At 59.3% G+C, this 12,751-nt stretch carries 11 protein-coding genes; 3 read left to right on the forward strand and 8 right to left on the reverse strand.

Annotated features, from left to right (window positions below):
* Position 1: 1 nt before the first annotated feature.
* The 3 genes from NO998_RS01895 to NO998_RS01905 form a co-directional block, all read right to left on the reverse strand.
* Positions 2 to 1,978, reverse strand: coding sequence for a hypothetical protein (locus NO998_RS01895; RefSeq protein WP_267645312.1), 1,977 nt, complete (start codon positions 1,976 to 1,978; stop codon positions 2 to 4).
* Between the two features lie 153 nt (positions 1,979 to 2,131).
* Positions 2,132 to 2,914, reverse strand: a complete 783-nt coding sequence (locus NO998_RS01900; RefSeq protein WP_267645313.1) for a hypothetical protein — start codon at positions 2,912 to 2,914, stop codon at positions 2,132 to 2,134.
* Positions 2,915 to 3,061: 147 nt separating this feature from the next.
* Positions 3,062 to 4,168 carry a DNA cytosine methyltransferase gene (locus tag NO998_RS01905; protein WP_267645314.1) on the reverse strand — a complete coding sequence of 369 codons (1,107 nt, stop codon included), beginning with the start codon at positions 4,166 to 4,168 and terminating at the stop codon, positions 3,062 to 3,064.
* Between the two features lie 405 nt (positions 4,169 to 4,573).
* Between NO998_RS01905 and NO998_RS01910 the strand changes: the two genes are divergently transcribed.
* From NO998_RS01910 to NO998_RS01920, 3 genes are read left to right on the forward strand one after another with little or no spacing between them, the layout of a single operon-like run.
* Positions 4,574 to 6,298 carry a hypothetical protein gene (locus tag NO998_RS01910; protein WP_267645316.1) on the forward strand — a complete coding sequence of 575 codons (1,725 nt, stop codon included), beginning with the start codon at positions 4,574 to 4,576 and terminating at the stop codon, positions 6,296 to 6,298.
* The gene (locus NO998_RS01915; RefSeq protein WP_267645318.1) at positions 6,298 to 7,323 is read left to right on the forward strand and encodes a hypothetical protein; all 1,026 of its coding nucleotides are present in this window, start codon (positions 6,298 to 6,300) and stop codon (positions 7,321 to 7,323) included. The genes NO998_RS01910 and NO998_RS01915 overlap by 1 nt, the downstream gene beginning before the upstream one ends.
* Positions 7,323 to 8,015 (forward strand): DUF6339 family protein, encoded by a 693-nt coding sequence (locus tag NO998_RS01920; protein ID WP_267645319.1) that lies wholly within the window; start codon positions 7,323 to 7,325, stop codon positions 8,013 to 8,015. The genes NO998_RS01915 and NO998_RS01920 overlap by 1 nt, the downstream gene beginning before the upstream one ends.
* Positions 8,016 to 8,025: 10 nt before the next feature.
* Here the strand turns inward: NO998_RS01920 and NO998_RS01925 are convergent, their stop codons facing one another.
* The 5 genes from NO998_RS01925 to NO998_RS01945 all read right to left on the reverse strand — a co-directional run bounded on the left by NO998_RS01925 (position 8,026) and on the right by NO998_RS01945 (position 12,746).
* Positions 8,026 to 8,664 (reverse strand): HhH-GPD family protein, encoded by a 639-nt coding sequence (locus NO998_RS01925; RefSeq protein ID WP_267645320.1) that lies wholly within the window; start codon positions 8,662 to 8,664, stop codon positions 8,026 to 8,028.
* Between the two features lie 543 nt (positions 8,665 to 9,207).
* Positions 9,208 to 9,348, reverse strand: a complete 141-nt coding sequence (locus NO998_RS01930) for a hypothetical protein (protein ID WP_267645321.1) — start codon at positions 9,346 to 9,348, stop codon at positions 9,208 to 9,210.
* Positions 9,345 to 9,668 carry a hypothetical protein gene (locus tag NO998_RS01935; protein ID WP_267645323.1) on the reverse strand — a complete coding sequence of 108 codons (324 nt, stop codon included), beginning with the start codon at positions 9,666 to 9,668 and terminating at the stop codon, positions 9,345 to 9,347. Before NO998_RS01935 ends, NO998_RS01930 begins: the two co-directional genes overlap by 4 nt.
* A gap of 85 nt (positions 9,669 to 9,753) precedes the next feature.
* Complete coding sequence (locus NO998_RS01940) at positions 9,754 to 12,000, reverse strand: DEAD/DEAH box helicase (RefSeq protein ID WP_267645324.1); 2,247 nt, start codon at positions 11,998 to 12,000, stop codon at positions 9,754 to 9,756.
* A complete protein-coding gene (locus tag NO998_RS01945; protein ID WP_267645325.1) occupies positions 11,997 to 12,746 on the reverse strand; it encodes a 3'-5' exonuclease family protein in 750 nt (249 codons plus the stop codon). The genes NO998_RS01940 and NO998_RS01945 overlap by 4 nt, the downstream gene beginning before the upstream one ends.
* Between the last annotated feature and the right edge of the window lie 5 nt (positions 12,747 to 12,751).

Below are 12,751 nucleotides of genomic sequence, written 5' to 3' on the forward strand. Positions count from 1 at the left end.
TCTAATCGTCCTCCTCGTCGATCTCACCAGCAGGATTTCCTATCCCGCGGATCTTTGCTTTTGTACGGCTCAAAACACCGGTTTCGAAGTCCTTGTCCGGGACTGGGACAGATTCCGCCTCGATCGACACGGAGTCGACGTCGGCCTCGATTGTGACGTGAATCTCGCCGTCGACTACCTCTCTCGAGATGCCGTGGACGTCCGGACTCACGTAGATCCGGTCGATATCTACCTGATCCACCTCTTTTTCGTCGTCGTCTAGTTCGACGAGTTTCCCACGGATGTCCCATCGGTCGAATTCCTCGGTTGGCTCCACGGTAGCATCGAAACTCCACCGTTCCCCGTCGAAGGTCGGATTGGGTTGGGTAGGCCAATCGAACGCTGCCTTCACGGACGGTCCCGGACTCCCACTTTCGTCCACTCCTTCGTCGAAGGACGGCATGAACTCGTCGAGCGCTTTGACCCGTCTATCCGGATCGTCGCTGTCACGGACGACACCCTCGATCGCAGCCATGAGCCGTTCGCCCCCCAAGTTCCGAATCTCCTTGACGATCGTGCCGGAGTAGTGCTTCTTGAGGTAGTCGTTTCCACTCCCGATCCAGTCGTCGTGTTGCGTCGGCTCCGAACGCTTGAGGAACTGCTCAAGCGCCGCCTGCTCGGGCGTCGGGTCTGTCCCCGGCTCCGCCTGTGCTTCCCCACAGACGAGGAGAGCGATGAAGTCTCGGTCCCGGCTCGCTGCACGTTCCGCGGAGACGTAATCGACGACCATCTGCGCTCCACGGAACCGTGCGACTGTATTCAACCCGATCCCCTCCTCAAGAATATCGTGTTCGGCAGGCGTGACTTGTCGGACGAAGAGATCGGCTGAGGTCTCTATTTCTCCGTGGGGAGATTCGACCGCCTCCGAGTTCTCCTTCGGGATCGTGACATCGACCGTCGTATGTACGATGTCGCCGGGTTCTTCGAGGACGTCAGACTCCTCCACGGAGAACTGCTCTTCGTAGGTCTGCATGAACGGCGCGACGCTTGGTGCCGCGTCGGAGTCCACTTTCTCCTGGCCCGACTCGGGAGTCTCCACGTAGACCTCCAACTCGTCTCGGGACATCGCTGGCCAGAAATACGTCGCCGCAGCCTCCCGGATCTCCTCGGACACCTCTTCTAAGTCAGGGTTGATGGATTCTCCGGGAATACGGAAGCCAACGATACCGATACTAGTGCCAGTAGCGCCCGTCTCTCGGTCAACGTGAAGCTTCTCCGCGAGCGACGAAGAGCCGTCGTCGTCCCAGATCGAGGGTGGTCTACCGAGCCGGTCGATCTCACCGACGTGGTCCAGCCCGAACCATCCCTCGTTGGTGTACGAGAGGTTGTCGTCCGTTTCATGATCCCGAGCAGGCAGAACAGATCGGCCGACGAGCCGAGGCGGGGTCTGACCGTGCTCCGGTGTCGTCCGTGGTTTAGAATTGAAAAGAACGGTCGAGACGCCGGAGAAGGCCCACAAGACCGTCTTTCCGACTCCGTGGCTCCCGCCGGAGCTCTCGTCCGGCTTGTTGGTGCCACCGAAGTCCTTGACGAGAGAGCCGTAGGGCTTCGACTCGTCGGTCTCAGCACCTTCTAGGCCGGTCGTGTTCCGGTCTTCGATAGTGAGTATCACGAGCTCGTCACCGTCGAACTCGTTGAGGAACTGTTGGAGTCCGGGATCCCGAACCTGCTCGTTCTCGGTTGCCAGTTGGAGCTGCTTTCGGAGCTTCGACTCCCACTGGAGAGTCTCAAGGTACTCTCGGAGATCGTCACCGGTCAGGCGCTGGAACCTGAAGAAGACCTGAGCGGGCTGGGTGTCGCTGATTCCCTGGTCGTTGGCGTTCTGTAGGACCTCTCTGACGAACGTTGAGAGCTCACTATCAAACGCCTTCTCCGTCGGAATCGTGTGGTAGCTCGTTCGGCCAGATTTCTGCGTGGGGAACTTCCACGTGCTACTCACGTCACCGGTCACCTCTAGGGAAGACTATCTCCTTGCGAGTAGAGTTCACAACACCACATGAATGGGACTAGTTAAATAAATTTGTCAAGGGATAATTGTTGTGAGCCACCACGTTTAGCGCTCGAGCTGCAGTTTCGAACTTCAGGTATACTCTCAGAACTCGTCGAGTTGTGTGTTTTTATTCTCTCGACGCTCTGTTTCCATACGTTCGTCATAATCGGAGTAGTCTACCCGCCCCTCAGAGATTCCCTGCTCCTCCTCGTACGCACGCAACCACGCCCTAACCAAGTATTGGATAAACGGTGCGGGAATCGTGTTCTTAGCGAGATGCTGTTTCGCGTACGGTCGAGGATCGTATCCCTTCGTCGATGCCCACCACTCCTTCGAACGCTCCGAGAAGAAGAACGACGACGTTTCTGTCGTGTCGGACGGGCCTTCCGTGGTCAAGAACGACATCTCTCGAGGCGGCTGCGGAACATGGAACGACGTCTCGAACGCCCGCTCGTACTCAATCGGGAGCCCGAACATCCGCCCGTTGAGAACTGTCGGCTCGTGGAGAGGGGCCTTCGGAACGTTCTCGATAACGTGATGTTCACAGTAATCCTGAGCGATCGACCGCGCACTCGGAATCATGTTCTCGTGGTCGTCGGGATCACCGCCGATACTCGTCGTCGCCGCCCACTTGGTGCAGACAGGGTGGAAAACTCCGAGATCGAACGTGACATCCTCCTTGATCGGGAAGCCCCATCCTTTATCCTCGTCTCCTTCGGGTAAGAGATGTGCGTCCGCAGCGATAGGCTCACTCTCGTTCCTGTCTCGTGGATCGATACTCACGCGAACGACATCGCCGAAGTTCGAGAGTACTTCTGACTCTGTCCCCTCATCGGCGAAGCAATGGAGGATGGTCGGCCGGTTGTCGTCCCCGTAGCTACTCATAGTTCACCTGAAGAAGAATAGAAGAGTCAATTAGCGAACGAGCAGAAGATAGTTGCTCGTGGTTCAGAGATTCCGTACCAGACATCTTACCCTGACTCTGAGCGGCGCGGATATATTTCCCTCGCAAGGAGTCGGAGAGACTCGGGGTTAGTCAGCGATCGACGGCTCCGGTGCGGACTCGGCTTCGGTGTCGTAGTGTGAGAGGATCGCTTCACCGACACGCTGACCGAGTAGCGGCGGTACGGCGTTCCCGATCATCCTTCCGAGGTGGGTAATCGACGCCTCGTCCCAGTCTTCGACGAACTCGTAGTCCTCGGGGAACGTCTGGATCATCGCTCCCTCGAGCAGCGAGAGCGCACGGTCTTGGTCGGTGTCGTAGTGTCCGAATCGACCGCTCCCGTAGTTGTAGAACTGCGTCGTCATCGTCGGCGCCGGTTCGTCGGGCGACATGCGGCCGTACGGCGCCCTGTAGCTCCGGCCGCTGGCTTTCTTGTGGCAGTCGAGGAGGAGATGTTCTTTCCCCTCCTCCTCCCAGACTGTCCAGTCCTCCCCGGGTCTCATGTTCCGGATTCGCTCTACGTTCAGTTCGGAGAGGTCACGGGCTTGGTGCAGCTTTCGACTGGAATCTTCTTCGCCGTTGTCGAGAGCCGGCAAGTGGCCGATAGCGTCGCGGACGGTCGGATACTCCGATTCGTCTCCCCTCTCCGGCTCCCCAAGTTCGATCGTCCCGTCTCGAGAGGCGATCAGGACCCACCGTTTGCGCTTCTGTGGGATTCCGTACTCCGGGCAGTAGACGTTCTTGTCGTCGTCGCTGTTCACCGAGTAGCCCATTCGCTCCAGAGTCTCTTCGAAGATCTCGTACGGTCGGTGGTTCCTGACCTCGAAGACGTTCTCCATCACCACCACGTCGGGGCGAACGTACTCGACGATGTCACGGAATTCGCCCAGCATCCCGTACTTGTCGTGCTGGCTACTGTCCCCGCCGTGGTTTAGTGGGGAGAACGGCTGACACGGTGCACAGCCGGCGAGCACTCGCACGTCGGCGTCCCGTTCGAACTGTGCGGCGACTCGCTCGGGGTTCTTCGCGAGCGGACGGATATCTGTCAGGCGGAAGTCCGCGTCGTTGTTCTCCTCGTACGGGTACTTGCACGCGGGATCGACGTCGATCCCGACAGAGACGTCGACGCCGGCGTCTTCGAGGCCCCTCGTGAGGCCGCCGGCGCCACAGAAGAGATCGACGGCGGATACTTTCATGCACTATTCTGCTCGAGGGAGACGTTAAATCTTCTGTGCGACTTCCCCGGCACGCGAACTGCAGCGAGGGAAGAGTCATCTCGTCGACTCGAACCGACGCGGTAAAACCACCCACGGTATATTCGTTGTATAAGACATGAGTGGTCAATATAGGTCTCGCCACCGAGATGGCCGTCCCACCGAAGGACATCGGGCGGTTACGGTGAGTCGGAGGCTGTCGAGCCGAGGTGGTGGCTCATGAGCCCCGAAAACGTCGCACAGGAAGTGGGGTGGCACTTCTACGACGGCGGCCAGAGCGCCCCTCGCTTCGGTGGAGACCCGACGAAACACGCAGTCGACCACGACACGGGGAGCTTCGTCCGAGAGGTACTCCAGAACGCGAACGATCAAGCCCTGCCGAACGAGATGCCGGTCGAGGTGACGTTTCGACTGATCGAGCTCTCGGGCGACGAGCTCCGCGAGTTCTTGGACGCCATCCGTTGGGGAACCGAACTACGAGAGCGGATCGGGGCAGTAGCCGAATCCGACAGAGGACGAGGGTTCAAACAGTTTCGGGAACAGTTAGAGAGCGACGATCCCTCTCTCCGGCTGCTCGTCGTCGAGGACCGAAACACGACGGGCCTCACCGGGGACTGGGACGAGGACTCGAACTACGCCGCCCTCGTGCGGGACGAACTCTACAGTCAGAAGCAAGACGAGACGGCGGGTGGCTCCTACGGCCTCGGGAAATCCGTCCTCTGGACGTTCTCCGGAGCCTCCACAGTCGTATTCAACTCGTTCCTGAGCGAACCTTCCGAACGGGGGGAGCGCCAACGTCTCATCGCCCGAACCAAGCTTCCGACACACAGCTTGAGTGGCGACGAAACGGAGTATCAAGGGGCAGGTTGGCTCTGTACTATCGACGACTCCGAAGAGGACCCGAAGCCGCAGTCCTTGTGGGGATCGACGGCAGAATCACTGGCCGAGCGGCTCGGCGTCGGCCGGCCGGCTACTCCCGGAACGAGTGCGATGGTCGTCGGGTTCCGCGATCCGGCGAGGGACCACACTCCGAGTCTGGACAGGCTCGGCCGCGAGCTCGTCGACGCCGCCGCGAAGTACTTCTGGCCCGCGATGTACCGCGACGACCTCGTGGTGAAAGTGCAAGTCGGCTCCGAGACGACCGAGGTGGACGTAGACGACCACTCCGCGGTCCAGCCGTTCGTCGACGCGTACGCGAACCGTTACAACGGCGAGACACAGCTCGAGACACCCGGAGACGTGGCCGGTCGAGACATCAAGGTGAACCTCCCGAAGAACGACGACGGGACGGAGACCGAGAGTGGCCCCGTCCGGCTCGCCGCACGTCTCGCCTCTCCCGTCGACGACCCGACGCTCCGGAACCACGTCGCGATGTTCAGAGGGGCGGGGATGGTCGTGAAGTACTACGACCAGAGTCGGGTATCCTTCGGGGATCGGAACTTCTTCGGAGTCCTCGCCGCAGGCACCGCTCGATCTACCGGTGCCCCTCGGACGTCGGACGAAGAGATCGACCGGTTCCTTCGATTCGCCGAGCCGCCCGAGCACGACGACTGGCGTTCGACGGAGAACTTGAAACAGCAGTACAAGCAGGGGTACCGGAAGGCGATCGTCAACCTCGAAGCAGACATCCGAGAAGAGCTTCGGAACCTCGTCTCTCGGAGCGGACGAGGCGAACGAGACCTCCCGGAGAACGTGTTGAAGAAGTTCCCAATCCACGGTCAGGGGCGCCAGAGTAGTTCGCCGGCCAGCGCCCGATCGTTCGAACTCGACGGGACGGCGTTCTTCGAACGGGACCGGTGGCGGTTCAGCGGAAGCGTCGAGCCGGAGGCAGACGACCACTCCGGCTGGACGGCCGAAATATCCCTCACCGGAGTCGGGGAAGACGGGACGAAGTATCGACAGGTCCCGGTAGCGTCGGTCGATATCGATGTGGAAGGTGTCGATATAGTGGAAGAGGACGGTGCGATGGTCCTGAGAGCTTCGCCGAGTGTTGGAAGAGTAGAGTTCCGTGGAGAGTCACGACCGATCGGTCACGTGGACTTCTTCGACGGATCTGTCGGTGAGACTCGCCTGGAGATCGACGCGGAAGTCCGACTCGGGGGTGACGACTGATGGTGGACTCGAAGAGCCAGAAGCTACGACAGACGGCTCTGCCGTACCCCTACCGCGAGAACGGGCTCTCACTGGAGCTTCGCGGGTACCAGATCGACGACGAACAGTCGGTCGAGTTCGACGAGGAGAGCGAGAGCACGACCGTCGATCTGGCGGTCGACGAGAGCGACCCGTGGGAACGCGCGACTCTCCGAGGGACAGTAAATTTCCCCGAGGAAGTCGTGGAGTCCGTCTACCCACCGGACGAGCGCTCGTCCCCGCCGGGGAAACTCTACGTGGCCGTTCGCTGCCCGGACGCGATCTACCGTGACCGAGTAGACGTAGACTCCGCTGGTACGGGAGACGACATCGATGTCGGCGTGCACGAGGTAGAGATCCCCCTCAGGAGTGACTATCTCCGCGGTGAAGTTCAGCTACAGCCCTTCCTCGTTCGTTCCTCGGAAGGAGAGAGCGACGAAACCTTCGCGACGACGCCGAACGTTCGGCTTGCGAGCGGGGAGCCGTGGACCGTCGTCGTCGACGAGGAGGAAGGGAGCGGGAACAGCCTCATCGACGGCGAGGAAGCAGAGTTCAGCGAGCACGACCACCTCCCCGGCGAGAAGCGGCTGTACCACTTGGACTTCAGGAACGCCGAGAGTCCGAAGCTCTGGATCAACAGCGACCACAGCCGGATCGTCGACATCCTCCACGCGAACGGCTCCGTCGGGGCGGAGGCCCGAATGCGGGACGTGGTTCTCGACCAAATCCAGCAGGGTGTCTGGACACAGCTCGTGGTACGGGCGATCTCCGACGTTGACGAAGAGGGCGAGCCACGACACGACTGGGAACAGGCGGTCCTCAACATCTTCGCACGAGATCTCACCGACCAAGACGACGTGACGGAGGCGTCACTTCGGCTCCGCGAAGAACTGGACGATCCAGAGGGTGTCGCCGTTCTCATGGAGCGTCTGGATGGATCGATCCAAGACTACGTCGACCCGCGAGACCAACTGATCGACCTCGTCGAAGAAGGACTTCAGATATAATGAGCGAACAACGATTGCGACGGTTGACCGCCGACGGACGCCGACTGATCGGAGAAGGGTTCCTCAAGGGAGAGGAGGACGCGATCGCCGGCGAAGAGCTCGAGGAGTACCTCGAACTGGAGCCGTCCGGGGAACGAGTCCGGCTCGGCGAGTTAGACAGCGAGCTTGAGTCGATAATGGATTCACACCGTCGGTTCGACACGGCGATCGACGCTGCGGCAGCACCTGCAGTCAGGGACTCGCTGACGATGTCTCGTCGCGTCGCGGCAGATCCCGGAGTCTGGCACTACCTCGCGACGGTCCGTTACCCAGACTTCGTCCGCCACCGATGGGAGTTCACTAGCAAGAAAGCGATGACCGAGAAGTTCCTCGGCGCGGGAACGGACATCTACTCGAACGCACTCCACCGTCTCTGGTGGATCGCCGAACTCACCCGCGAGGGTGACGATTACACGCTGACCGAAGAAGTGCTCTCGAACCAGACCCTGGCGAACAAGATATTCGACCGCTGGTTCGCCCGCTACGAGCCGGCTGCGAAGGTCTGTTCGGAGAAGCTACTCGGGGAACCGTCGGGTGTCGTCGACGAGGCGACCCGTCGGTTCAACCACGCACTCACCAACCTCCAACTAGAGGGGCTGGACGAAGACGACGTAGAGCGGGTGTTGGACCGGATACTCGACGACGTCGAGTGAGAGCGGTCCACTACCCACTAGTAGCGTAGACGCAGTACTCGGAGGCGAAGCAGTCGTCGAACCTCGGGCTCTCTTTGGTACATACGATCGCTCCGAAGTCGAGCAGTCCGAGATTGTACCGTCTAACGTCGGCCGGGTCCTCTGGCAGCATCTCGGTACAGAAATCCTCCCTATCTGAACGGCTGTCCGGGAACCGATCGCCGAATACGCGGCTGTAAACCCGTTCGACGTTGCGGTCCAAGATAGGGAGCTTGGAGCGGTCTGCGAAACAGAGAGTCGCGTTCGCGACGTAGGGACCGACTCGTTCGAGTTCTCGGAGTTGCCCGGTAGTGTCCGGTAGATCGTCTACTGACCTAGCGATCGACTTCAACGCCCGAGCACGCATACGCTGGAAGCCGAGTGGATCGATCACCGACACGAGATCTTCCTCGTCGGCCTCCTCGATCGCCTCTAGGGACGGGTACCGGTCGACGAACTCCGGATACACGTCTGCAACGTTGTCCGCAGGCGTCTGAGTCAGAAAGAACTCTGCGACGAACACCTCGTAGCGCGACCGTTCCTGCTCTCGCCACGGGTACTCCCGGACGTTCTCGGTCGCCCACTGGAGCAGCGAGTCACGGAACGCACTAGCCGCCTTGGGGAGACGCATGGTCGTCACTCGGTATAGTTGCTCGCCGTGAGTTAAGAAATCGGGCTCTGTCGGGAGGCTCAACGGCTAACAGGAGTGGGATTACATCTCGTGAAGTGCAGTGGAACGGCACACTAGTTAGGAAGCGAGTTGCTTGATGGAAACTGCGGATATGTGCCTGTTCCCAGCTAGACGGTCTGAGTTTCTCCGCAGTGGGGGCACGTCACCCACTTGCTGTCTACCATGTGTCCTGCCGCTGCCCCGGCTATACCTCCGGGAACAGTACCTGCGATAGCACCAAGTGGACCACCCGCAATTCCGAAACCAGAACCGATGGCGGCCCCGGACCCTGCGGCTGCGATAGTTATGGCCCTCTTCGACGCGGGATTCTTCTTGGGGTTGAACTCGCCGGAACAGCCCTCACAGGAAGTTTTCACTTCACCCATGCCAGTCAATCTCTAGGTTTGAACTTAACCTTTGGGTGATGTATTCGAAAGAGTAGCCCAGCAGTTCTCACTTCGTGATCAACATCTGAGTCAGAAAGCGAGGTTCAACGTAGACGGGTCACTCCGACACTTCAATTACGGCCACGGTCACCTCTTCATCGGCGTACTCTGATCCAAGTGTAATCCTGCCACGGGAGTCGGTCTTTTTCGTCACGATGTCGCGGGGGATTACTACCCGGGTATCTTCGGCTTCCTTCATTCGTCGCCACCGAGCCTCTCCATCATTTCGATAGCAGTCTTGAGACAGTCCTCTTCTCCGTCACAGGGCTCACTCTCCACGTCTCCGACCCGTCGCCACATCCGCGGGTTCTTCTCGTCGCTATCTCCTTCGAAGGACACCTCTTCGGCACCTACGACAGAGGGATCGTCGATAGAGTACCCGACACGGAGCTCCTTCTCGGGATGTACCCACTCGCGAGCAAACAGATTCCCGCCGGTGTGGGCCAGTTCGCCACCCGCCCATCCAGCGGGTGCGACGTTCACCTCGTCGCCGTGTTCGCTGATCTCGTCGGCGTTCACATCTTCGGTCTACTACCCACACCTACTTAGCTACTTCCCATATTTGCCCACACCTGTCCGAGTGGTGGCAGCACTACTTCGGGGGCTACGAAAAGTCGTCGAGGCTGGTTCCCCTAGTATAACCGCCGTCAGAACCGGGCTCGTCGTTGACCGTAGTCACTCCTTCATCGTCTGTTTCCAGATATTCGTCCTCAACCGATTGATCACTAACGAACTCCTCAATCCGGTTTGCAGTCCGTTTCCCGATACCTGGAACGTTTCCGTCTAACGTATCCACGAAGAAATCTGGGTTATCCAGTTCGTCGTAGAAAGCCGTCAGCTTCTCCCAAAGGGATCCGTCTGGTAGCTGATCGACTCCGGGAATATCGGGTCGGTCGAGATACTCTCGAAGGTTCCGAACACGGTGGCGGCCTACCCCTCTGATGTTCTCGACGAGCGGGACTTCGTCGCGACGAACGCCGCGCTCGATTCGGAACGTCATGATGTTTAGCCACTCCGGTCGGTGAATCTCCGGGGAGGCATCGATGAGGTATTTCGTCGCGTCAAGTGTATCCGCGACACGCCTCGCATCAGAGGAAATGTACGCGCCGTCGATGTCCGTCCGTTTCTCGATCTCCCGAGTATCGAGGTTCTTGACCCAGTACCAGCGGAGAATCCCGGCCGTGATACCGTATTCGTCGACAGGTAGTTCGTGCTCCTGTAGTAAGCCTTCCAGCTCGTCAGAACAGCTACTGTCGATTTTTCGGTCGGCGAGGATGGTTGTCTGGTAGACGAGGTTGAGCCGAGTGAGGTTTCCCGTACCCAGGTCTTCGAGCCAGTCGTAGAAACTTCGAATTGCCGCCAACGTCGCGTTGCTGAACGAGTTGAAGGAAAATTCGATGGTCCCCTCGCCGAGCGGAGTCGGTTGGAACTGTCGGGCCGTGTCCTTCTCGGTGATGAACTCTAGATCTAGGAGCCAGTCGGCGGCTTCTCTGAGCCGCTCGTTGAGCCGCTCGTCTCTCGAGGAGTGCTCCCTTCCCCACGCACCGACCTGTTTCATCTGCTGCCAGTACAGCATCTCTTTGACGAAGGCCTCGATCTCGTGGGGAGTGTCCCAGCCGGTCGTGACCAGCTCCAGCAGAAGCCACCGGAAGCGCTCGTCGTTCTCGATGTGGGTCGTTACTGGCTCCAGTTCTCTGTGGGGTTCGAAGTACCGCTCGATCGTCTCCGCTGGATCATCGGTTAGAGTGAACGCGTAGCCCTCGTCGTAGCCGTAGCCCGGTCTGGCTGCTCGGCCGATCCACTGAACGTACTCGTACACTCCGACGAACTCCGGACCTCGCTTGATGTCGGCGACGATGACCGACTGAACCGGCGCATCGAAGCCGTAGGCGATTGTCGTCGTAGCGAATAGGCACTTGATTTCCCCCTCTTCGTAGAGGTCGACGATCCACACCTTCACGTCCTGCGGGAGATCGCTGTGGTGAAACGCCACCCCAGCGTCCATCATCCGAGCCAGATCTTCGAGCGTGCTGGTCAACTCTCCCTGGCTCTTTCGCTCCATTTCCTCCAAGAAATTCCGGTTAGAGACGTCGGCGAATATTCGAGTCTTCGCCACTGCTTCCGCTCGGGACTCTGTCCACGATTTGGCGTAGTTGAAGACCAGGAAGGGTGCTTTGTCGCGTTCTGAGCGGATGAAGCTGGTCAGGGCGTCTTTCTTCTCTTGGGGACCGACGTTGACTACCTCCTCCTGAATTTCGATCTCACGCCCTTCTGGACTCACCGTAAGGTCGGCGTCCATCCAGTCAGCGAGTTCCTGTGGGTTCCCGAGAGTGGCACTCATCGAGAAGAGCTCGATTCCTTCATACATCGCGGCGGCGATCGCTTTCTCGATACCTGGGCCGCGAAAGCCGCCGTATATCTCGTGGAAGTCGTCGAGGACCACTAGATCGAGATTTCGAGCGCTACCCTTGTCCCGAAGAATTGCCCGGTAGAACGAATCGAACGTCGCGACGATTACGTCGCCGGACTGGTACGCACCCGGCCCCGAATGGATCTGGTACTCGTCGCTACCCCACTCCTGCATCGACTCTCGCTTGTCTCGAACCAGCTGGCGCGACGGAACCAAATACGCGACACGGCCTTCTCGGTCTAGGTGTTTCTTCGTGACCGCCTCGGCACAGAGAGTTTTCCCGTTCCCTGTCTCTGCGACCAGAAGATGGTTTCCGGACTCCAGTATCCCGTCCTCGAAGGCCAACCGCTGGGTCTCCTTGAGCGACTCGTACCCGTGGGCGCTCATTACCTCGTCGACGATCTCGGTATCGTCGTCCGGTAGGTCAGCTATCTCGCTCATCGATCGATTTCGTCGATCGGATAGTGGAACTCACGGTCCAACTGCTCACCACCGAGTGAGTCATAGAGGGCGAATAAGTCGGCGATATCGCTGATGCTGTAGTCGTAGAGGAGTCGCTTAAGCTCTCTGTGTGTCTTCGTTTCTTCTATTCCGGCCTGTACGCCGTCGACGTACGTTTCACCGAGGACCCGACCCACGTGTCCTCCTTTGACGAACTTGTCCTCGATTCCTAACCCGTCCCAGTAGTCGTCGTGGAAATCGTAGTCGTTGTACCAGACACTGTCGTTATCGATGTCCTCAAGCTTGTACGCCAGCCAGTCGGGAAGTACGGGTTGGTCTTCCTGAAGTTCGTCTTCGTGACGTGCAGCGGCGGCCTTCGCAAGGTCAATGTGGTTCGGGAGTGCCGATTGCAGATCTGATGAGAGACCGGTCACATCTCCAGATTGGTCGAGTTCTTCTGCCCAGTTCATCAGATGCTTCAGGTCGAAGTAGGCGCCGTTGTAGGTCAGCGTCCGTTCCACGTCCTTCCCGTGGCACCACTCGATCATCCTGTGGAATAGATCAACCGTGTACTTCGCTTCCCACCCACCACGGCGGAAGAGGACAGTAGTGTCCGGCTCTTCGAGTGTCCCGTCCCTGTAGGCCAGTCCGACAGAAATCCATTCGTAGTACCGGGTGTCGTTATCGTCACGACCGGGTTCCTCAAACGGGCTCGCCGTCTCGATGTCTAGTGCTAAGTCCCCCATATATG

The organism is Halolamina litorea, assembly GCF_026616205.1.
Taxonomy (GTDB): Archaea; Halobacteriota; Halobacteria; order Halobacteriales; family Haloferacaceae; genus Halolamina; species Halolamina litorea.

Bases quoted from the DNA above. Each gene is read 5' to 3' on its own strand.
- NO998_RS01900 (WP_267645313.1), bottom strand. From the start codon at position 2,914: ATGAGTAGCTACGGGGACGACAACCGGCCGACCATCCTCCATTGCTTC.
- NO998_RS01905 (WP_267645314.1), bottom strand. From the start codon at position 4,168: ATGAAAGTATCCGCCGTCGATCTCTTCTGTGGCGCCGGCGGCCTCACG.
- NO998_RS01910 (WP_267645316.1), top strand. From the start codon at position 4,574: ATGCCGGTCGAGGTGACGTTTCGACTGATCGAGCTCTCGGGCGACGAG.
- NO998_RS01915 (WP_267645318.1), top strand. From the start codon at position 6,298: ATGGTGGACTCGAAGAGCCAGAAGCTACGACAGACGGCTCTGCCGTAC.
- NO998_RS01920 (WP_267645319.1), top strand. From the start codon at position 7,323: ATGAGCGAACAACGATTGCGACGGTTGACCGCCGACGGACGCCGACTG.
- NO998_RS01925 (WP_267645320.1), bottom strand. From the start codon at position 8,664: ATGCGTCTCCCCAAGGCGGCTAGTGCGTTCCGTGACTCGCTGCTCCAG.
- NO998_RS01930 (WP_267645321.1), bottom strand. From the start codon at position 9,348: ATGAAGGAAGCCGAAGATACCCGGGTAGTAATCCCCCGCGACATCGTG.
- NO998_RS01940 (WP_267645324.1), bottom strand. From the start codon at position 12,000: ATGAGCGAGATAGCTGACCTACCGGACGACGATACCGAGATCGTCGAC.
- NO998_RS01945 (WP_267645325.1), bottom strand. From the start codon at position 12,746: ATGGGGGACTTAGCACTAGACATCGAGACGGCGAGCCCGTTTGAGGAA.